Source organism: Flavobacterium sp., assembly GCF_040379285.1.
Classification (GTDB): Bacteria; Bacteroidota; Bacteroidia; order Flavobacteriales; family Flavobacteriaceae; genus Flavobacterium.
In genome coordinates, this window is the sequence record NZ_JBEILJ010000045.1 from 1 (window position 1) to 20015 (window position 20015).

The 20015-nt window shown below is 44.3% G+C and carries 14 protein-coding genes; 5 read left to right on the top strand and 9 right to left on the bottom strand.

Going from position 1 to position 20015, the window contains the following annotated elements; translation table 11 throughout:
* Nucleotides 1–502: 502 nt before the first annotated feature.
* Nucleotides 503–1657: a sensor histidine kinase gene (locus tag ABWO12_RS09470; RefSeq protein WP_353088615.1), complete on the bottom strand. Its 1155-nt coding sequence runs from the start codon at nucleotides 1655–1657 to the stop codon at nucleotides 503–505.
* Nucleotides 1658–1877: 220 nt separating this feature from the next.
* On the opposite strand from ABWO12_RS09470, the gene ABWO12_RS09475 reads away from it, so the two are divergent.
* The 3 genes from ABWO12_RS09475 (at nucleotide 1878) to aat (ending at nucleotide 4123) form a co-directional block, all read left to right on the top strand.
* The gene (locus ABWO12_RS09475) at nucleotides 1878–2759 is read left to right on the top strand and encodes a flavin reductase family protein (RefSeq protein ID WP_353088617.1); all 882 of its coding nucleotides are present in this window, start codon (nucleotides 1878–1880) and stop codon (nucleotides 2757–2759) included.
* Between the two features lie 29 nt (nucleotides 2760–2788).
* Entirely contained in the window at nucleotides 2789–3184 is a 396-nt protein-coding gene (locus tag ABWO12_RS09480) for a DUF3127 domain-containing protein (protein WP_073362043.1), read from the top strand.
* Between the two features lie 276 nt (nucleotides 3185–3460).
* Nucleotides 3461–4123, top strand: coding sequence for a leucyl/phenylalanyl-tRNA--protein transferase (gene aat / locus ABWO12_RS09485; protein ID WP_353088619.1), 663 nt, complete (start codon nucleotides 3461–3463; stop codon nucleotides 4121–4123).
* Between the two features lie 762 nt (nucleotides 4124–4885).
* On the opposite strand, the gene ABWO12_RS09490 is transcribed toward aat, so the two are convergent.
* From ABWO12_RS09490 to ABWO12_RS09500, 3 genes are read right to left on the bottom strand one after another with little or no spacing between them, the layout of a single operon-like run.
* Nucleotides 4886–5446 (bottom strand): DNA-3-methyladenine glycosylase I, encoded by a 561-nt coding sequence (locus ABWO12_RS09490; RefSeq protein ID WP_353088620.1) that lies wholly within the window; start codon nucleotides 5444–5446, stop codon nucleotides 4886–4888.
* Nucleotides 5436–6089 carry a queuosine precursor transporter gene (locus tag ABWO12_RS09495; protein ID WP_353088622.1) on the bottom strand — a complete coding sequence of 218 codons (654 nt, stop codon included), beginning with the start codon at nucleotides 6087–6089 and terminating at the stop codon, nucleotides 5436–5438. The genes ABWO12_RS09490 and ABWO12_RS09495 overlap by 11 nt, the downstream gene beginning before the upstream one ends.
* Complete coding sequence (locus tag ABWO12_RS09500; protein ID WP_353088623.1) at nucleotides 6090–9746, bottom strand: TraB/GumN family protein; 3657 nt, start codon at nucleotides 9744–9746, stop codon at nucleotides 6090–6092.
* A 132-nt stretch (nucleotides 9747–9878) separates the two neighbouring features.
* Here ABWO12_RS09500 and ABWO12_RS09505 point away from each other — a divergent pair, with 132 nt between their 5' ends.
* Nucleotides 9879–11990 carry a M3 family metallopeptidase gene (locus ABWO12_RS09505; RefSeq protein WP_353088624.1) on the top strand — a complete coding sequence of 704 codons (2112 nt, stop codon included), beginning with the start codon at nucleotides 9879–9881 and terminating at the stop codon, nucleotides 11988–11990.
* A 67-nt stretch (nucleotides 11991–12057) separates the two neighbouring features.
* Here ABWO12_RS09505 and ABWO12_RS09510 read toward each other — a convergent pair whose 3' ends face one another.
* The 5 genes from ABWO12_RS09510 to ABWO12_RS09530 all read right to left on the bottom strand — a co-directional run bounded on the left by ABWO12_RS09510 (nucleotide 12058) and on the right by ABWO12_RS09530 (nucleotide 19109).
* Nucleotides 12058–13776: a T9SS type A sorting domain-containing protein gene (locus ABWO12_RS09510; protein WP_353088626.1), complete on the bottom strand. Its 1719-nt coding sequence runs from the start codon at nucleotides 13774–13776 to the stop codon at nucleotides 12058–12060.
* 93 nt (nucleotides 13777–13869) lie between these two features.
* The gene (locus tag ABWO12_RS09515; protein WP_287784081.1) at nucleotides 13870–14202 is read right to left on the bottom strand and encodes a T9SS type A sorting domain-containing protein; all 333 of its coding nucleotides are present in this window, start codon (nucleotides 14200–14202) and stop codon (nucleotides 13870–13872) included.
* 69 nt (nucleotides 14203–14271) lie between these two features.
* Nucleotides 14272–14838 carry a hypothetical protein gene (locus ABWO12_RS09520; RefSeq protein WP_353088628.1) on the bottom strand — a complete coding sequence of 189 codons (567 nt, stop codon included), beginning with the start codon at nucleotides 14836–14838 and terminating at the stop codon, nucleotides 14272–14274.
* Nucleotides 14839–14904: 66 nt separating this feature from the next.
* Complete coding sequence (locus ABWO12_RS09525; RefSeq protein ID WP_353088629.1) at nucleotides 14905–16281, bottom strand: beta-helix domain-containing protein; 1377 nt, start codon at nucleotides 16279–16281, stop codon at nucleotides 14905–14907.
* A gap of 23 nt (nucleotides 16282–16304) precedes the next feature.
* Nucleotides 16305–19109, bottom strand: a complete 2805-nt coding sequence (locus ABWO12_RS09530; RefSeq protein WP_353088630.1) for a TonB-dependent receptor — start codon at nucleotides 19107–19109, stop codon at nucleotides 16305–16307.
* Nucleotides 19110–19302: 193 nt separating this feature from the next.
* Between ABWO12_RS09530 and ABWO12_RS09535 the strand changes: the two genes are divergently transcribed.
* Nucleotides 19303–19986 carry a response regulator transcription factor gene (locus ABWO12_RS09535; RefSeq protein WP_353088631.1) on the top strand — a complete coding sequence of 228 codons (684 nt, stop codon included), beginning with the start codon at nucleotides 19303–19305 and terminating at the stop codon, nucleotides 19984–19986.
* Nucleotides 19987–20015: the final 29 nt, after the last annotated feature.

Below are 20015 nucleotides of genomic sequence, written 5' to 3' on the forward strand. Positions count from 1 at the left end.
CCTCAGAAGCTAAGCCCCTGAGCGGCTGAGCACTTCCTACAACTGCAACTTTTTTGAACATTAAGAAATTAAGATTACATACTTAGCCGATACTGATTAAGAAAAATTAAGTCGGCCGAAGGTCGCGTACTTTGTGTCCTTAAACCATTGCGTTCTCTGCGCAATCTTGGCGACTTTGCGGTCAAAAAATCAGGCCACAGGCCACAAAATTAATAAGCTTTATGCCTTCGTGTCTTCGTGGCCAAAAAAAGACTCTGCGAACTTTGCGCTAACTTCGAGACTTTGCGGTTAAATTAGAAATAAGAGGAAAGAAGAAATAGAAAAGATATTCATGTTGTCATCACAGCACGTACTACACTTCTAAACCTATCCACTCTTACACTTTAATTTGAAAATGAGACAATTTGAAGATTTGAAAATGATCTTTCAATCACAGCTACTGCTACACTAGTAAACCCTTTCCACTTTTACACCTCCTGCCCACTGTGACTGCGACTGTATACTAATCCTTTAGGGCCACCCCATACATCATCTGCATCGTCGTGCCTTTTCCAATTTCGGAATGCAGCACCCGAATTTTCCCTTTGTGGTAGTCCTCCACGATGCGTTTGGTCAAGGAAAGTCCCAAGCCCCAGCCCCTTTTTTTGGTCGTAAAACCGGGTTCAAAAACCTTGCGGAACTGATTTTTCGGGATGCCCTTGCCGTTGTCGGTGATGTTAATTTTATAGTGTGTGCCGTCATTTTCAATCGCAACGGTCAACGCCCCTTTGCCCCGCATCGCGTCGATGGCATTTTTCATGAGGTTTTCGATCGTCCAACTGTGGAGCGCCGGATTAATAGCCACCCACAACGGCCCCTCAGGTGCGGTGAAGGTAAAGTGAACTTGATTGGAAAATCGCGCTTGCAAATAATCAAACGAGGCGCGGGTCTCCGCCACCAAGTCTCGGGTTTCCAATACCGGTTCAGACCCTACTTTCGAAAACCGATCCGTAATAACTTGCAGTCGCACAATGTCTTTTTCAATTTCCTCCAGCGTCGATTCAGCCACCGTGCCCTCAGCCTTCAAATATTCGAGCCAACCGATCAGCGACGACAAGGGGGTGCCAATTTGATGCGCCGTTTCCTTCGCCATCCCCGCCCACAATTTGTTTTGCGTGGCCATCTTTGTGCTGCGGTAAAAGTTGTACACCACAGCGGCAAACAAGAAAATAATCAATAACAAGGCGGCGGGATAGTATTTCAATTTATTCAGCAAATCCGAGTCGCCGTAATAGAGGTACTGAAACTTCCCCGGAACGTATTCCATTTTGATAGGGTCGTTTTGCGACTTCAAATTTTCCAGCATCACCTGCATTTGCTTCGGGTCTTTCTCTAGGGCCGGGTCAATGTTGATATGGTTCACAATCTTCCCTTGTTGGGTCACCATAATTGGGATGTGCGCATTCTGAATCACTTCAAACGGCAACGCGATATCGGCATCTATATCGGCATTGGCCAACGTCTTTTGCGCCAGCGCCCACTGTTGCATCTTCACCCGTTCCTCCTCCTTAAAAATCTGAAAAAAGGCATAGGTGTTCCACAAAATAAGGGACACAATCACAAACGAAGTGGCAATAATGATCCAACGGGTAACCACGCGACGATCGGAAAACTGCATGCAATGAATTTTTTTTAAAAATAGCTATTTTTTTTATTGTGGCGCGTCCCCGAATGCAATTCCCTGCGCGGGCATATCAACTTCCCGTTCGGGGTCGGGTGATTCGCGGTACCGGCCGGGCTCCGCCACGTCAGGGTACCTTGCTGCTCCCCCTCGCGCGGCCCCGTGCCCCGTAACAGTAAAGCAGAAAATTGGCTATCTTTGCTTCAAACCTATGGTCATGCTTACATTAGATCCGAAAACGCTTACTCCCGTTCAAATTCAAGGCTATTTGCAAGGCGCTATCGGTCCCCGTCCCATCGCCTTTGCCAGCACGGTCGATGCGCAGGGGAATCCCAACTTGTCGCCCTTTAGCTTTTTTAATATTTTCAGTGCCAATCCGCCGATACTGGTATTTTCCCCCGCCCGACGGGTACGCGATAATACCGTTAAACATACCTTGATCAATTGCCAAGATACCCGCGAAGTGGTGATCAATGTGGTCAATTATTCGATGGTACAACAAATGTCGCTTTCGAGTACCGAATATCCCGATGGCGTTAATGAATTTGTCAAAGCCGGATTTACCGCTGTTCCTTCGCATGCGGTCAAACCCTATCGGGTACAAGAAAGTCCGGTGCAATTGGAATGTAAAGTCAATGAGATTATCGCCCTAGGCACTGAAGGCGGCGCTGGCAATCTCATAATTTGTGAGGTGGTTAAAATTCATATCAACGAAGCGGTTTTAGATGCCAAAGGAACCATCGATCCGCAGGCGATTGATTTGGTTGCCCGCTTGGGTGGGAATTGGTATTCGCGCTCCAATGCCGGACTTTTTGAAGTCGAAAAACCCTTGGCAACTCTGGGCATAGGAGTAGATGCTATTCCTAGTTTTGTGCGTGAAAGCGCCGTGTTTGATGGGAATGATTTGGGCAAATTAGGAAATGTCGAAGCCTTGCCCACCGAAGCGGAAATTGCTATATTTGTGAAAGAGAATTTGCCGGTGAAAGCCGCCCTAAGCTCCGCCGATGAGGAGCAAGTGCACCTTAAAGCCAAAGCTTTTCTCGATGCCGGAGCGGTTGATGCCGCATGGAAAACCCTCTTGGCGCCACGAGTACACTAAATTTATGTATTATTAATTCAACAACGATTATGGAAGTTTCAGGAAGAGTAAAAGTGATTAATGCCGTACAGCAGGTGAGCCCCACTTTCCGAAAAAGAGAATTGGTCGTCACGACCGAAGAGCAGTATCCCCAACACATCATGGTGGAGTTTACACAAGACAAGTGTGATTTATTGGACAGTTATCAAGTGGGAGAACCCGTGAAAGTTTCCATCAACTTACGCGGTCGCGAGTGGGTGAGTCCCCAAGGTGAAACCAAGTATTTCAATTCGATTCAAGGGTGGCGCATTGAGCGTGTAGCCGCGGAAGCCCCTGCACAAGGTGGTCAACCAATGGCGCAAACCATGCCTCCGATGCCCGCCGCTCCTGCGTTTGAACCCGCAACGAGTTTCAACGAAGAAGAACACGACGATTTGCCGTTTTAGGTTTCACGTTTAAAGTTTAAAGTTTCACGTTGGACCCATGCGGTTAAATCAATCCAATTCCAAATTCTATGGTGTAGGCTGTAGGGTTTGGAATTTGTTTTGGTAGTGACTAGTGACCTGCCTATGCCGGCAGGCAGGCTAGTGATTAGTTCTGAAACTTCGGTAGTGATTAGCCCCGAAAAGAGTATTGGTTGTTGTTCTGACAACCGTTGGACATAAATCATTAGTAGCGCTACTTCTTACTTCAAAAATCAAAAATCTTCAATCGTTAATCCCATGCATTTCCTTACCAAGACCCTTTATTTTCCGCCGGTAACCGAAGCTTCGGTGGAGGGGTTGTTGGCGGTTGGGGGTGATTTGTCGCTGCCGCGATTGCAATTGGCGTACCGTTCGGGGATTTTTCCTTGGTTTGATGCCGACGAACCTATTTTGTGGTGGGCGCCGCCACAGCGAATGGTGGTGCATCCTGCAACCTATAAGCCGTCGAAGAGTTTGCGCAATTTACGCAATCGTGGACTGTTTACGGTTACACGCAACACCCAATTCAACGCGGTGATTACCCATTGCCAGCGTGCGCCACGACGGGGACAAACGGGAACTTGGATTTCCCGCGACATCATCCGAGCGTATACCGCATGGCATGCCCTGGGGGAAGTCGTTTCGTATGAAGTGTGGCAAGGCGACCGTTTGGTAGGCGGGTTGTATGGCGTTGACCTCGGTCATGTATTTTGTGGGGAGAGCATGTTTTCGCTCGTTCCCAATGCTAGTAAATTGGCTTTTTTACAACTGGTAGAAGACCTTAAAGCTCAAAATTATGCCTTGCTGGATTGCCAAGTGCATAACGATCATTTGGAAAAACTAGGCGCGTTTGAGATTTCTAGAGCAGCGTTTATACAGATTTTGCATAAGGAGGATTGGTCAGAATTGGGGAGTGACTAGTGACCTGCCTATGCCGGCAGGCAGGTTAGTGACTGGTGACTAGTGATTAGTGACTGGTGACCTGTTTATGCTAGCTGTCTGGTGATTGATAACTATTTAATTCATTCATTATTTTTTTGCCACAAAGGCACCAAGTCATTAAGGGTATTAAGTTGGCGGCCTTTGGCCTTGGTTTTACCGCAAAGGCGCTAAGGTTGCGCGAAGTTCGCAGCGTCTTTATTTTTGCCACAAAGACCTGAAAACACAACGTTTACGGGTATTAAGTTGGAGGCCTGTGGCCTTGGTTTTACCGCAAAGGGGCAAAGGTTGCGCGAAGTTCGCGACGTTATAAGTTTAAAAAAATATTGGCCTTTGGCCATCTTAAGGCTCTTAATCTATACGTTTTAGTGGGTATACTTAATTCCTTAATGTTTGGATTTTGGAGCACGAGGTTACACGATGTTTGCACCAAGTTTCACAATTTTTTTTTGTTTTTTCTTTGCCACAAAGGCACCAAGTCATTAAGGGTATTAAGTTGGCGGCCTGTGGCCTTGGTTTTACCGCAAACGCTAAGGTTGCGCGAAGTTCGCAACGTTTTTTATTTTTGCCACAAAGACGTGAAGACACAAAGTTAACGGGTATTAAGTTTGCGGCCTGTGGCCGAGTTTTTTAACCGCAAAGGGGCAAAGGTTGCGGGAAGCTCGCTGTTCGTAGTTTTCAGTCTCAGTGAGCAGTGTTCAGTGGGCAGTGCTCAGGAGCTCAAGAGCTCAGAATCTTAGTAGCTTAGCTCCTCCTCCAACACGAAACCAAATGATCATTCACCATCCCTGTGGCTTGCATGTGAGCGTAGACAACGGTGGTGCCCACAAACTTGAAGCCTCGTTTTTTGAGGTCCTTGCTGATGGCGTCTGAGAGGGGTGTCGAGGCGGGAATGTCGCGTAGCGTGGCGGGTGCATTGTCGATGGGAATGCCCCCAGTGAACTTCCAAAAGTAGTCGCAAAAGGAACCAAACTCTTCCCGCACTTTGCGATAAGCTTGCGCGTTGGTGATGGCGGCTCGTATTTTGAGTTGGTTGCGAATGATGCCCGTGTCCTGCATCAAGGCTTGCACTTTGGCTTCGTCGTATTGGCTTACTTTTTCAAAATCAAAATGATCAAAGGCCTTGCGAAAGTGTTCCCGTTTGGCCAATACCGTGTACCAACTCAGTCCCGCTTGAAAGGTTTCTAAGATTAAAAATTCAAACATGGTATGGTCATCCCGTACAGGGCGCCCCCATTCGTTATCGTGATAGGCGCGGTACAAATCGTCTTTCTCGCACCAGCCGCAACGGATTTTACTGTCCATCTTTTTTCAAATAGGAATCAATTAACGAATGGCCTACATAAATCAGTGGCGTCAGTAAAACAGCAATTCCCAATTTGACCGAATAGCCTGTCAACGCCGAGAGGATAAAGGTTTCGGTAGTCATTTTGCCGGGGAGCCAAAAAGCAATACCCAGTACGATAAAACTATCAAAGAGTTGCGAGATCACGGTCGAGCCGGTACTGCGCAACCAAATCATGCGGTTGCCCGTACGGTTTTTGACAAAATGAAAAATCGTAACATCAATCAATTGGGAGACCAAAAACGCGGTAATACTTCCCACAATGATCAACATACTTTGCCCGAAGACGGCTGTAAATTGACTATCGGTGACCAAGCCGTCGCCTTTAACAGCGGGAATTTGGAGTCCGATGAACAGCAACACAAAGGTATACCCAATCAAGGAGGCTGTGAGCAGGGAGAGTTTGCGCACGCCTTTTTCTCCAAAATACTCGTTGATGAGGTCGGTGGTGACAAAAACAACGGGCCACGGGAGGATTCCCAAACTCATCACGGCTTGTCCCACATAGATGAGTTTGCCCCCAATGAGTTCGGCCACCAAGGCATTGGTGATAAAAATGCCGGCTAAGACGATATAGACGAAATCTTTACGGGATTGAAACATTTATTCTTCGAAGTTAGAAAAGTCAGGAAGTAACGGATTGTTTTTGCGGAATTTTGCGTAATCATACTGGCGGTTTAAGCTCTCTTGAATGATGATCGTTTTGAGCTTTTCGGCCGTATTTTCCTCGTCGATTTCTTCCACTACGGGGGAGAAATACACGTGGGGGACAATTTTTCCATCGCGCACCAAAAACAGCATGGCATGGAATATTTTGGCTCCGTTGGGTTTGCCATCTTTTTGCGGTTGCGATTCGTAAAAATAGCATTGCAGCGTATGTCCCTCGTAATTGAGGGTTTGTTTTTCCAAAAACTGTACGGGTTCGTCGTCGGCTACCTCGTCAAAAACGCGCATGGCTGCCTCTGCAATTTCGTCATCGGTGAGGGTTTGTCGCTTATTGTACGTATCGATACGGCTGAGCATTACGAGTGTTTTAAAGCGCAGTTTGGGCTGGGCTAAGGCACTGTCGATTTGCACTGCGGTGGCGCGTCCTTGCTGGATGTCATCGGCTAAGAATTCCAATTGCATCTCGGGAATATCCATCGCATAGGCTTCCTGCACCAAGGCTTCTGCTTTTTTGTTGGGAATCGCTTTGAGGACACTTACGTATTGGTAAAACGAGCTGTATGGGATTTCGTCGACTTCATCATCATATTCGATATAATCCTCATCTTTGGCATGCATTTTCTCAGTTTTGGTCTTTTCTTCGAGGCTGCTTTGGAGTCGTTTTTGTTCCAATTTTGCGTCGGCGAGTACTACTTTTTGGAAACTCCCCAGTTTTTTAGGGTCGATTTTTTTTAGGTGCAGCAAGTGGGCACACCAGTCGATAAGAGGCGCTTTGTACTCGTCGATGGCATAATGTTTTAAAATGCCAGGATACAGCACAGCACTTGCGTCGGGGTAGTTTTTGAAGGTGTTGAACACCTCCTCAATACGCTCGGCATTGTCGGGAAGGGGTATGTCAAAAGCCATTAATTCGGTAATTTTTTCATATACAGCAGGCGAAGGGTTTTCACTCATCACATCCAAAATCGTCATGCGCTCTGAGGAATAGGCTTTTGGGTTGCGGAAGGCTTGTTCCAAAAACGGTAAAATTTCGGGTGCTTTGAGTCCGCGCAACTGCTCGTAGGCTTGGTCTTTGTAGATTTCTTCATCGTTGCTAAAGGCATAGCTTTGCATCCATTGTAACCAACGGGCGGCGTCGCTGTCGGTGAGCGTCAATCCATCCATGTCGTCGAGGGCTTGGTTGCGAATCGAATCGGTTTCGCTTTTCACTTCGTCAAAAAAGAGCTGCAATCGGTCGTTGGCTGGCAGCGGTTTGTCGGAAGGGTCGAGGGTAAAACTGCCAAATGCCTTTTCGACAAAAGGGAGGTTTTGGGCGTATGGATACGGCACCATGGTTTTTAGCGTTAGCTGTCGCTCGGGGGTGGTGATGACCCGAATCTTTTCGGCGTGTAGCGCATGAGGTGCTGCCACAAGCGCGTCGAAAACCGCGGTTTGTGTGGTGGGGTTGTAACTAAAATCGTGTAAGACCACCTCTTGGGGTTCATACGTGGGAACGTAATTATTCCACTCGGTTTCTTGAAGCTCGTATTTGAAGGTGCGGGGTTTGAATTTACGGGTGAAACGATTGAGAAGTTTTGTTTTTAACGAATCGGCGGGAAGCCAACTTTCGTAACGGTCAAACGTAGTTTCACTGATTTCAAGAGCGTATCCGTTGCGCGAAGTAAACGTGTCGCCTGCATAGAAATCTTCTTCCTCGTTGCCTCCCAAATTATTGAAAAGAGCACTGGCAAAATTCAATCCATGGATGGCGGCATCGTTAACTTTTTCGGGAATTTCAATGGTGAATTTTCCTTTTTTGGAATGGTATACGGTGGTTTTTTCGGGGGTAAATGGTGCAAGCGTAAACGAGCTGAAGAATTTACGCGCTTGTGCTTCGGGGGCGTCGACCGCAATGAGAAGGTAACATTTGTCCCCATGTACCACCGATTTTAAACGGTAGTTATGATGTTCATTTTGAGTAAACGATTCAAACGAAGTTTTTGTGTAGTCGGTAAACTGTGCGGTCTCGGGCAGCTTTTGTTGCATGTAGAATTCGTTGTGCAACCGTGAATGCAAAAACCAGCCGTTGGTCGACGTGAAGCTTTCCCCAAGTTGTTTTTCAACGACGAGGTAATAACTTTGGTCGGTGGTGTCAAAAGCTTGCCACAGCAGCGGTCCTTTGGCATTTTCACTATCACTGTAGGTAGCGCAAAACGCGGGGAGTTGTACTTGGAAACCGCCATTTACGGGTGTTTTGGTTTTCCATCCAGAGGGTAGCGAAGGGAGTTGAATGGTATTGAAAATACGGCCCTCCATTTTTTGTGCATAATCGCCTACCCCAGAAAGAGAAATACTAATTGCTTCCAGTGGAGTCAGGTAAATGCGGTAGCGTTGGAAGTTCCCGTTTTTCAATTTGCTTAGGATATCATAGCGGGTGATGGCGCCTACGGTGCTTTGTTTTTTCTCTTGAATGTCGCCGGGGACAAATTCGAAGGTGAGACTGTCAATAGCTTGCGGATGCAGGTAATTTTTGCGTTTTTGCAAGAAATTATTCAACGGAATACGGTTCATGTTGAGAAAGGCGCCGTTGGCTAGGTCGAGGGAGCTCACCATGGTTTCGACTTCAATCGTCATTTCCAATTCGGGGTATTGAAAGAGTCCGTCGCTGGTTTTGACAGTTTTCACTACGGGAGGAACCACCAAGTTTTCAAGGGATTTTTTCCGATCGCGTCCCGCTTGGGTAGTGGTACTGTTGACGGGATTCACGGTATATCCTTTGTTGCGCAACAATTGCACTATTCCTTCTTTTCCTCCCAAATGTGCTGCCCCCACGGCACTAAACAAACTCCCTTGGTGGGCCAAAGAGTCGATGCTGCGGGTCATGGTGTAGTTGCGGTCGATAATTAAGGCTTTGTGGTTGCCAGGAGAGGCGCTGAGTTTGCTCAACGAATCGAGCATCACAATATCTTTATCGCGGTAAAAATCTTTGAGGGCGGCTTCTTCCGTGCGGCCTTTGAGGATTTTGTTGAGGGCGTTGCGCCGTGCTTCAACCGTTGTAGTGCCTTCCTCTATAGCATTCATTTGTTTTTCGAGTTCGGCGCGTGTAGTTTGAATAAGGTTGATTATCGATTTTTTGGCGTCTTCCAAGCCAACGATTTTTTTACCGTTTTTTTTGGCGGTTTGAAAGATAAACATGTCCAACACCGTATTTTCTTCATAGTCGCTTTTGGGGCCGTTGTTGACCGATGACATGTCTTTGAGGTAATTGCGGCTGCTGAAAAGTTGCACCAGTTGTTGTTGGGAAATGGGTTTGAAGGCAAATGGATTTTTACTTTCCCTCAACGTTTTTGCCATGCTATTGTAGAGCAAATCAAAGATGGAATTCCATGTTTCAGGATTACTCTCGTTGCTAACGATATCGGCATTCAAAAGGTGGGTATAAAAATCGTCGGGCAGGTGGTAGGAGATTTTTTCATTTACATGAAAAGTGCCGTAGAGGTAGGATTTTTTGGCGATTCCGTTTCCTGAGATTTCCCATAAAAGTGATTTTTCTACAGGGGTTTGGGCGTAGGCTACGGCGCCGACTACCCACAAAAGGCGAATAAGTAACTTCACGAGGTATTTTTTTGGTTCTGAACAAATATAGGTAAAAAACTGAGCCACAACGGGAAGCCTTGCCGGATAAATTAGCGTCGCTTCATGAAAAGAATCGCCCCAGATTTTTTATATTTGGCTAAAATGAGATTCATGAAAAAAATAGTAGGATTACTTTTGATCACCTTGCCCATGTATACGAGTGAAGCCCAACAAACCGCCAATCCGCTTTTACAACCTTGGAAAGGGAACTATGGTGGGGTTCCCGCTTTTGGCACCTATTCACTGTCCGACTTTAAACCAGCCATTACTCAGGCGATAGCTGAACGATTGCGCGAGGTTGATGCCATCGCGCAACAAAAAGCGCCAGCAACCTTTGCCAATACGATAGTCGCTTTGGAACGCGCGGGGAAAACGTACCAGCGGGTGCGTGCCGTGTTTGAATTGTATAGTGCCAACTTAAATACTCCTGCGTTTGAAACCATCGAATTGGAAATGGCGCCAAAGTTCTCGGAAATGAGCAGCACTATTTACCAAAATGCGGCTTTGTTTGTCCGAATTGCCGCCGTTCACAATGGGAAGGAAATGGAAAAATTAACCCCTGAACAAAAGCGGTTGGTGCAAACGTATTACGCCCAATTTGTCAAAGAAGGCGCGTTGGCCAATGCCAAAAGTAAGCAGCGCATTGCCGAGATCAATAAGGCTTTGGCCGGCTTGTTTACGCAATTCAGTCAAAATCAATTGGCCGATGAGAACAATCAATATTTACTGTTGGAAACCGAAGCCGATTTTACGGGGTTACCCCAAGAATTGGCCGATGCTGCTCGTCAAGAAGCCCAAGAGCGTCAGCTGAAGGCATTGGGCTGTATTGCCAACACGCGTTCGTCGATTGAGCCGTTTCTTACCTTTTCATCGCAGCGGTCGTTGCGGGAGAAAGCCTTTCAATTGTTTGTAAACCGCGGCGATAATGCCAATGCCCACAACAATAATGCAACGGTGGTTGCGATTTTGAAGTTGCGTGCCGAAAAAGCAAAATTATTGGGCTTTCCTACGTTTGCGCATTGGAGTTTGTCGAATACCATGGCGAAGCAACCCCAGCGCACGTTGGATTTGATGCTTTCGGTATGGGAGCCCGCTTTGTTGAAAGTGCAAGATGATGTGAAGGCGATGCAACAATTGATAGCGGCGGAGGGCGGCACCTTTGCGTTGGAACCCTGGGATTACCGCTATTATGCCGAGAAAGTGCGCAAAGAAAAATATGCGGTAGACGCCAATGAAATCAAACCGTATATGCAGTTGGAGCCCTTACGCGAAGGCATGTTTTGGGTGGCTGAGACGATTTTTGATTTGACCTTTGCGCAGGTGACCGATGTGCCCGTTTTTCATCCCGATGTGCAGGTGTGGGAGGTGCGCAAAAAGTCGACGGGAAAGGTTGTGGGGCTGTGGTATTTTGATCCGTACGCCCGTAAAGGAAAGCGTTCGGGGGCATGGATGACGGCCTACCGCGATCAGAGTCGTTTTGACGGTGAAGTATTGACGTTGGTGTCTAACAACTGTAATTTTATCAAAGGCAAGTCCGGAGAACCTGTTTTGATTTCGTGGGATGATGCCAATACGTTGTTTCATGAGTTTGGCCATGCGTTACACGGCCTTTGTTCGGATGTGAATTATCCCTTGTTATCGGGTACCAATACGCCACGGGATTATGTAGAGTTTCCATCGCAGATCTTGGAGCGTTGGTTGTCGACGCCCGAGGTGTTGAATCGTTTTGCGTTGCATTACCAAACGGGTGCTCCGATGCCCATGGCGTTGGTGGAGCGCTTGGAGGCTGCGGCCACGTTTAACGAAGGTTTTTCCACGGTAGAAACCTTGTCGAGTGCGTTGGTAGACATGCAGCTGCATTTGTTGGAGCAACCCGAAATCGACCCAAAGACTTTTGAAGCCGAGGCGTTGAAGGCGTTGCGTATGCCGAAGGAAATTGTAATGCGCCATCGCATTCCGCAGTTTGGGCATATTTTCTCGGGCGATGATTATGCTGCGGGTTATTATGGCTATTTGTGGGCGGATGTGATCAGTGCCGATGCGACGGAGGCGTTTACGGTTGATGGCAAAGGGATGTATGATCCTGCGGTGGCGAAACGTTTGTTGGAATACGTATTTAAGGTGGGGAACACCTTGGATCCCGAAGAGGCCTATCCGAAGTTCAGAGGCAAGAATGCGAGTACGGACGCGTTGATGCGGGCTCGTAATTTTCCGGCGAAGTAATAAGTAAGCCCCGTTGGATTGTTCTTCAGCACAATTAACGGGGCTTGGTTTATGAAATAGCGAATGCTTATTCGATGATTAATTTCTTCACGGAAGTAGCGCCATTTTCTGTAATTTGTACAAAGTATACTCCTTTGTTCAATCCACTCACGTTAACGGCATCTTGCGTTGTTGTATTGATTACTTCTTTTCCAACAACGTCAAAGACGCGAACTGATTTGCTATCGTTAGCCGCAGTGTTGATGTAGAAAATACCGTTTTTCACAGGGTTTGGATATACGGCTAAACCTTCAATAGCGTTGTTGTTTACACTTAATAAGTTTGGTGTAACAGAAACGCGTAATTCATCAACAGTAATTACTGGAGTCAATGCATCTGTCTCTTGACGGAATAATAATCCTCCTAAAGTGGTAATGGCAGCAGTTGGCGTGTCCGTCAACGTGGGAGCTTGTGTGCCGTCAAATCCAGCAACCGTTGGGTTAACCCACAATTTCAATGAATTACCAACAAAGTCATACGATACAACTACAAACAATATATCGTTGAGGTTGTATGTGGCTGTTGTATAGTTGGTGGTAGACGTTCCTGAAGTAAGGCCTAATTGGTAGGTAGTCCCCGTTCTTTTAATAAAAATACGGCCTCTAAAGTTTGTAGCGCTTCCGTCGGTGATGATAGCAAAAGCCGTTTCAGAAGGATCTGTAGTAGCTGCAAAATCCGTCACTTTCATAATGAAAGAAGCGTACAACGCACCTTCAGTAACTGTAGTGGCAGTGAATCTTTTGTGTAATTCTTTACCAGCTCCATTCAAACCAGCGGCATTACCATTGGAAGTAAGTCCTGCATAGGTTAAATTATCAGCGATAGCCAAAACATCATCTCCTGTGTTGGCGTTTGCCCAAAATTGTGTAGCACCTAGTGAACTTCCTACCGGATAATTCATGCTGTCATATAAAGGCAATTCATTTACAGGTTTACAATCTGGTGCCGTAATGGTTACCGTGTATGAACAGTTGTTGCGAACCAACGTTACAATAGCTCCAGTTCCTTCTGGAATACCTGTAACAGTAATATTTCCGTCAGCAATACTTCCAGGGTTGTCTCCTCCAACGGTTCCTACAGTTGAAGTAACGGTGTAAGCGCCACCACCACCGCCAGAGAACGGAATGGTTGCCGTGTATGTATCGATAGCAAATGTAGTTGCATCACAAGCCGTAGTCGGTGTGCCTGGCAAAACCGTACAAGTAGGGTCAAAACTAAATACACGCACATCATCCAAACGGAATTGCGCTGTTGTAGAAGTTTGGATGAAACGGATACGTAAGTTAGAAGCACTTGGAATACCTGTGGTAATAGTCACCAAAGCCCAGTTAGCCGTTCCAGCTCCCGTAGGGCGAGAATACGTTAGGGGTGAAAAGGTTGTACCATCCGTACTTACTTCAACGGTTAACTCGTTATTAGCACCCGTAGTACTTTTGTATTGACCGAAACTTAATTGTAATGTTGAGGTATTGAAAGCAGAGGTATTAATTCCTTCAATTAAGAAGTCTCTTCCAGCTGTGTTGGTAAAAAATATATTACCACCACCTGAGGCTCCAGTATATCCTGAAGATACTGTAGTTGCACGCACATCAGCGGTACCAGAGTATACGATTGGGGCAGCATTTTGGAATACGTTCGAAGCAATTGGGGTTGTCGCTGATGGAGTTCCCATGTTTTCACTGTAGATGGTTTGCGCCATCATAGTTACTCCTGACAGCATGTAGAGCATGAAGTAAATTTTTTTCATATTGAAATTATTAAATTAAGCACACAAAGATAGGGACTATTTTCAGAACTAAAAAAAGCCTAAGTTAAAAAATGGTAAAATCGAAAAGTTTAACTATCTGACAATAAGTTTTCTAGTTGCAGAGGCCTCGCCTTCTTCAATTTTGATGAAATACACGCCGGGTTGCAGTGTCGATAAGTTTAATTCGCGTGAAGATAAAACGGTTTGGAAAACTTTTTTACCCAAAACATCATAAATAGTGATGTTCTTCTCTTCATTGGCGCGTGTAGTGATGTAGAGTTTACCACCAGTGACAGGGTTAGGATAAAAGCTAAGACCCTCGATAGAATTGCTTTCTTTCAAGGTGTTTCTAGTATCTTGAGCCGCTACGGAAGCAGTGCCCAATACCAGAAAAAAGAGTATACTATAGAAGTAATTTTTGCTCATGCGTAATTATCCTAGTCACAAATATAGAATTTTAATTTCAAAATCAATGCCAAACTTCGTTAAAAAAGATTATTGTATTGGTTTTGTCTCCCATCTACGGGTTTGCGTATTGTAAAAAGTGAGGTCATCGGGAAATTCTATGTAAAAATCTTCTCCCGAATTTTTGGTTAAATACGGTGACAAATCCTCCCCTTGAATATAGTCCTTAAAAAGAACTTCAGTTTTTGTGTGGAGTTCGGGTTCGACCATTTTCCAAGTTCGAGCGGCCTCTTCGTAATAGGTAATCTTACCTTCTTTATCTTTTTTTAGCTTGCCTATAGTCGCTACTCTTTTAATTGTTAGACTAGGTGCTATTTTGGCAATCGCAAAATATTCAGAGGAATCGGGAGCTTTGTAATAAAAAAGAAGATTGGCTTCTTTCGCTTTTTGTTGGTAGTAGCTATTATAGAGGGTGTCAAATTTGTCTTCATGATGCACTTTCTCTGAAGGTAATTTTTCAAAATAGCGCACGATTTCATATTTAAATTGTGCTTGTTCTTCTTTTGATAGTTGGGCATTCGGGTCAATGGTATACGACTTGTTTGTACAACTCCCTAAGAAAAGGATAACACACAGCCAGGCAAGAATTTTTTTCATAACATTTGGGAATAAGAAAGAGCTTAACATCGCTGCTAAGCTCTTTACAAAAAGAGTCTTTATATCTTAGTATGTTTTGCTGTTTGGTAAAAACTCAGCCCAACCGTCTGTCCAATCGGTAGCACCGAAAGCACCGCGATAGGTAGTAGCCGTAAACCACGTGTTTAACGTAGCATCTGTAAATTCAGCACCAGAGTTCAATAACCCTGTCGTTACAGCAAAGTTTGGATTGGCCGCATAGTTTGATGTTACATTGCTTCCAAAAGCCAAATTCGTGTTCAACCCTAATACCGCAAATTGGTCTTCGATAGCCGCAGTAATTGTAGTATTGGTTGCTTCAAACCACGATTGGATGTTCGCTACGGTAGCCGTCATTCCTGTACCTACAGAATACGTCGTATTGGGAGCCACAAGAATATTTTTTATTAATTTTCCTGTACCCGCCGCATAATTATCATATACCGACTGTTGGTTCATACGTAATCCACGTGGATACCCAATAAATACGGAGTTGGCAATAGTAGCCGCAGTTCTTCTTCGTAAGTCAATTGAGTGTTGGAAGTTGGCATTGATTGATTGCGCATTCGTTGCTCTTGGTCCGATACAGGTAAAGTTAGAGAATACTCCGGTAGTCAATAAAGTAGTCACGTTATCGTTTGGTCCGTTGTCACACTCAAAAGAGTTAGAACCTGACTGATCTGCAAAACTTGGGTAACGTACTTCTAAACCAAATTGGTTTTTACCTGAATATCCGAAATCCACGTCAAAACTATCATCCCAGTTGGCAAAAGAGATCAAGTATTTTCCGTTTACCGTTCCACCAAACCACTCAAAACCGTCATCCCCACCAAAGGAAGTTTGACAATATTCGATTTGAGTTCCTGTTCCAACTGCTCCCAAAGTGATGGAGTTGGTTTCATTGTTGGGGGTTAATTCGATACCTGCATACTCTACACGAACGTGAACTAATGCTCCAGAATCGTCGGCTGCATTCGTACCACCATAGGTGGCAGCAGGATTAATCCCTTCAATTTCAGGGTTCACTTGGTTCACAGGGGCATTCCCTAAAATGATTAAACCACCCCAATCACCTCGGTCTCTTGAACCCGCAGGTAAGTTAGAGGTCATCACAATGGGCTCAGAGGCTGTGCCTACAGCTTCAATGCGGCCTCCTTTATCAATGATTAAAGTTCCTTTAGTCGCTTTATCACCTTTGATAATAGTTCCAGGCTCAATGGTTAATACATTTCCGCTGCGTACAAACGTTTGACCTTTGATCAAATACTTTGTGTTTTTTGTCAAAGTACGAGATTCAAGATTTCCCTCCAAAATAACTACAGAGTCTCCTCCGCCGTTATTGTTGTTGTCATCATCACTACTACAACCGGACAATGTCACGGCTGCAAGTAAAAGACCTTGTAATAGAATTTTGTTGATTTTCATAAAAGTTAAATTAAGTTATGTTGTTAAAATTTATACGTTACATTAAACGTGTATAGTACTCCTGTACGGTGTACAAACACAGGATCGTCATTGTTGTTGATTTTATTGTCTACGTTTGAATCTTGGAAAAACTGAAACTTCTCGTTCAAGATATTGGATAAGCCCAATTTATAGGTTGTCTTCTTGAAGGTTTTAGCAATGGTGAAATCCATTTGGTTACGGGCAATTTCATAAATGGTTGGGAAAATTTCACCCCCAACCGCATAAATACGATCTCCGAAACGGTTGTAAATTAAATTACTACTCCAGCCGTTTTCTTTGTTATCATAACCAAGCGCCGCGTTGATCACATAAGGCGACTGACCTTGTAATGCTCTTTTACGGTCTTGCGCTAAAGCTCTGTTTCCTAAGTCAACTTCCGAGAAAATATAAGAAGCATTTAAGTTGATGGATAAATCAGATAAAAATCCGTTTTTGAAAACTTCTTTGAAGGATTTTCTAACTTCCAACTCAGCCCCATAAAGCATCGCTGAATCCGAGTTGCTATAGCGCATTCTTCGTTGCTGACTCACTACGGGAAGAATAAATTCGATCGGGTTGTCAAATCGTTTGTAGAAAACACCCAAACTTGCGGTTTCTCCTTTGGTGGGATAAAACTCATAACGCAAATCAAAGTTGTCTATCGTTGCGGTGGTTAAACTACTATTTCCATCTACTTCAGTATCTTCTTGGAAGTCGTAGAATAAGAAAGGAGCAATTTCACGGAATTCAGGACGGTTAACGGTTCTGCTGTAAGCAACACGCATTACGTTTTTGTCATTTAAGGTATAACTCACGTTGAAAGAAGGTAAAACGGAGGTAATGGGCTGTTGTACCAACAAAGGAGTAATTCCTTGAAAACCGTCTACTTCCAACCGGTTGTGTTCTACACGAACTCCTCCTGTAATTAAGAATTTTTGAATTGGAAATTCGCCATAAACATATCCTGCTCCTAATAAATTATTGGCTTTGTAGGAGTCACTTTGGTTTGAACCTTCACGCAATACCCAACCATTGGAGGCTGTTACGTTGGCAGGACTGAAAATTTCGGTTAATGGTAAATTGATTAATTCTTCTTTTCGCTCTTGCCCCACGTTACCCGGAATCAAATACGAGAAATAACGTGCGCTAAAATCACGCGATTTGTAATCCCCAAAGAAACCCGCTTTTAACAGGATGGTAGAGGCTTCCGATTTACTTGATTTATTTTCGATTTTCAAATCATAGTCAACTCCAGCGTTTACGGAGGTTTCGTTCAATTCCGAATAAAATCGGCCCGTGTCAAAAGGGTTTGAACTTGGCGGGTCAATCATCGTAAAATTCTCTGTAGTGCTATTTAAATTGCGGAACGTACGGAAACGACGTAAATCGGGTAAAATGTCTTTGATTAAGTTTCCACCCAACACCCATTGCACGGTATTTCGGTCGTTGATTTTATGCTCTCCGTTGAATTGTGAGGTCAAAATACGACGTCCTGAGTACCCAAATTCGTAGTTGTTTAACAACTGTCCGGGACGTTGGTCGAAGTCAAAACCACTTCGCAACGTAGTAAAGTTTTCACCAATTTGATTGAATAGGTTTTTGAAGGTGATTTTATTTTTTGCATTGTAACGGTAAAACCAGTTGGAAAGGACCGACAAGCGCACTTCGTTGGAGTAGTAACGGTCGTCAAAATCGCGTTGTTGCTGTGGTGTATTGGTTTGTCCTGTAAAATCGTTGATAAAGGTGTTTACCGACTTATTGTAGTTTTGAAAGCTATTGGAGTACGAAATCATATTAATCGTTCTCAAATTTTTGCTTTCGTCTTTTAATTTAATTTTTCGTCCCAAACTGAAGCTAATCCCTGTGTTGAAAAAAGCAGTTCCGCGTTGAGGGTTAAAGTTGTTGGGTAATTGATTGGCGTATCGAACACTTTCACTATTAATGTTTAATACGTCACGGTTGGTTGGGAAGCCACTAGGCAATTGACGGAATCCATCATCCATCCCCAAAATATCGGTTGCCGAACCTTCTGTTTGCCAATAATCTTCCAAGGTGGTGTTGCCACGGAAACCTAAGCTCGATGAAACTTGTGTAAAATCGGAGAAGTTTTCTGTAGTGGTCACACTAATCAATCCACCGGAGAAGTCTCCTGGTAAATAAGCCGCTCCCGATTTCCCGATGGTCATTTTTTCTAAAGTGCTTACTGGTAATAGGTCGAAAGAAAACGTTCGGCGATCTACCTCCGTACTAGGAGCCAAAGCACCATTAATTAATACATTGTTGTAACGCTCACTCAATCCGCGAACCATGACAAATTTGCCGTCATTGATAGTCACTCCCGGCACCCGTTGAATGGCTTGCGCCGCATTTCCATCGGTACCTTTGCTCATTTGTTCAGCCGAAATCGCACTGATGACTTGTTTTGCTTTTTTGGTTTCTAGAAGCACTGCCGATTCGGTGTTTTTTCGTCGGCTCGTAGTGATCACTACGTCTTCCAATTTGTAGCTTCCGGAACCTAAGGTTTTGTTGATGGTAATGGTTTCCCCCGCTTTAACTGCTACTTTCTCTTCGATCGTTTCATACCCCACAAAACTGAAAACTAAAGTGTAGGATCCGGGTTCAACTTTTAATTGGTATTTCCCTTTTTCATCGGTGGTCACACTGTTAGTTGTGCCTTTAACGACTACATTGGCAAAAGGTAGTGGTGCATTTTTGGCATCTTTGTCTAAAATTGTCCCATTAATAGTCCCTTTTTGTGCAAAAGTTGTCAATCCAATTAGACATAAGATGATTTTAAATATTTTCATTTTTAATAATTTGTAAATTTTTTTGCAAAGGAATACCCGCAAAGTGAAGTGTAGGTTAAGAACGGGTTATTTAAATATTGATTTAATGTTAATTTAATGTTAGTCGATTAAATAATGGTTAACTCAAATTAGCATCCGTACAAAACATAGGTAAAACACTATCTTTACCTCAAAATTTGCATAGCTTTACGTTATGAAGAAAAAAGACATTAAGATTTTATTGGTTGACGATGAACCCGATATCCTAGAGATTGTGGGGTACAACCTATCTCAAGAAGGCTACAAAATTGTGACAGCAACGAACGGTAAAGATGCGGTTGTAGCGGCCAAAAAAGAGCGTCCACACCTTATCATTATGGATGTTATGATGCCCGAAATGGACGGCATGGAAGCCTGTGAAAACATTCGAAAAATCCCTGAGCTTTCCAATACAATCATTACCTTCTTGACGGCGCGCAGTGAAGATTATTCGCAAGTGGCAGGTTTTGATGCTGGGGCCGATGATTATATTGCCAAGCCCATTAAACCAAAATTGTTAATCAGCAAAGTCAAAGCCTTACTCCGTCGCCTAAAAGACGACACCGGTTCTAGTGAAAACATCACGGTGGGTGGAATCGAAATCAACCGAGAAGAATACAAGATCATTCGTGAAGGAGATGAAATTATTTTGCCTAGAAAAGAATTTGAATTGTTTTATCTCTTGGCCTCCAAACCGGGAAAAGTTTTTAAACGCGAAGAAATTTTAGATAAAGTGTGGGGCAACGAAGTAATTGTGGGCGGTCGAACCATTGATGTACACATACGAAAATTACGAGAAAAAATTGGCGAGGATCTTTTCAAAACGATTAAAGGGGTAGGGTATAAATTTGAATTGTAATTTGTAAATTTACCTTTTTTAAGAATGAG

What these genes read in the sequence shown, in the direction of transcription:
- ABWO12_RS09470 (WP_353088615.1), bottom strand. Translation starts at nt 1,657, where the DNA reads ATGCAGTTTTCCGATCGTCGCGTGGTTACCCGTTGGATCATTATTGCC.
- ABWO12_RS09475 (WP_353088617.1), top strand. Translation starts at nt 1,878, where the DNA reads ATGCTTACATTAGATCCGAAAACGCTTACTCCCGTTCAAATTCAAGGC.
- ABWO12_RS09480 (WP_073362043.1), top strand. Translation starts at nt 2,789, where the DNA reads ATGGAAGTTTCAGGAAGAGTAAAAGTGATTAATGCCGTACAGCAGGTG.
- aat (WP_353088619.1), top strand. Translation starts at nt 3,461, where the DNA reads ATGCATTTCCTTACCAAGACCCTTTATTTTCCGCCGGTAACCGAAGCT.
- ABWO12_RS09490 (WP_353088620.1), bottom strand. Translation starts at nt 5,446, where the DNA reads ATGGACAGTAAAATCCGTTGCGGCTGGTGCGAGAAAGACGATTTGTAC.
- ABWO12_RS09495 (WP_353088622.1), bottom strand. Translation starts at nt 6,089, where the DNA reads ATGTTTCAATCCCGTAAAGATTTCGTCTATATCGTCTTAGCCGGCATT.
- ABWO12_RS09505 (WP_353088624.1), top strand. Translation starts at nt 9,879, where the DNA reads ATGAAAAAAATAGTAGGATTACTTTTGATCACCTTGCCCATGTATACG.
- ABWO12_RS09510 (WP_353088626.1), bottom strand. Translation starts at nt 13,776, where the DNA reads ATGAAAAAAATTTACTTCATGCTCTACATGCTGTCAGGAGTAACTATG.
- ABWO12_RS09515 (WP_287784081.1), bottom strand. Translation starts at nt 14,202, where the DNA reads ATGAGCAAAAATTACTTCTATAGTATACTCTTTTTTCTGGTATTGGGC.
- ABWO12_RS09520 (WP_353088628.1), bottom strand. Translation starts at nt 14,838, where the DNA reads ATGAAAAAAATTCTTGCCTGGCTGTGTGTTATCCTTTTCTTAGGGAGT.
- ABWO12_RS09525 (WP_353088629.1), bottom strand. Translation starts at nt 16,281, where the DNA reads ATGAAAATCAACAAAATTCTATTACAAGGTCTTTTACTTGCAGCCGTG.
- ABWO12_RS09530 (WP_353088630.1), bottom strand. Translation starts at nt 19,109, where the DNA reads ATGAAAATATTTAAAATCATCTTATGTCTAATTGGATTGACAACTTTT.
- ABWO12_RS09535 (WP_353088631.1), top strand. Translation starts at nt 19,303, where the DNA reads ATGAAGAAAAAAGACATTAAGATTTTATTGGTTGACGATGAACCCGAT.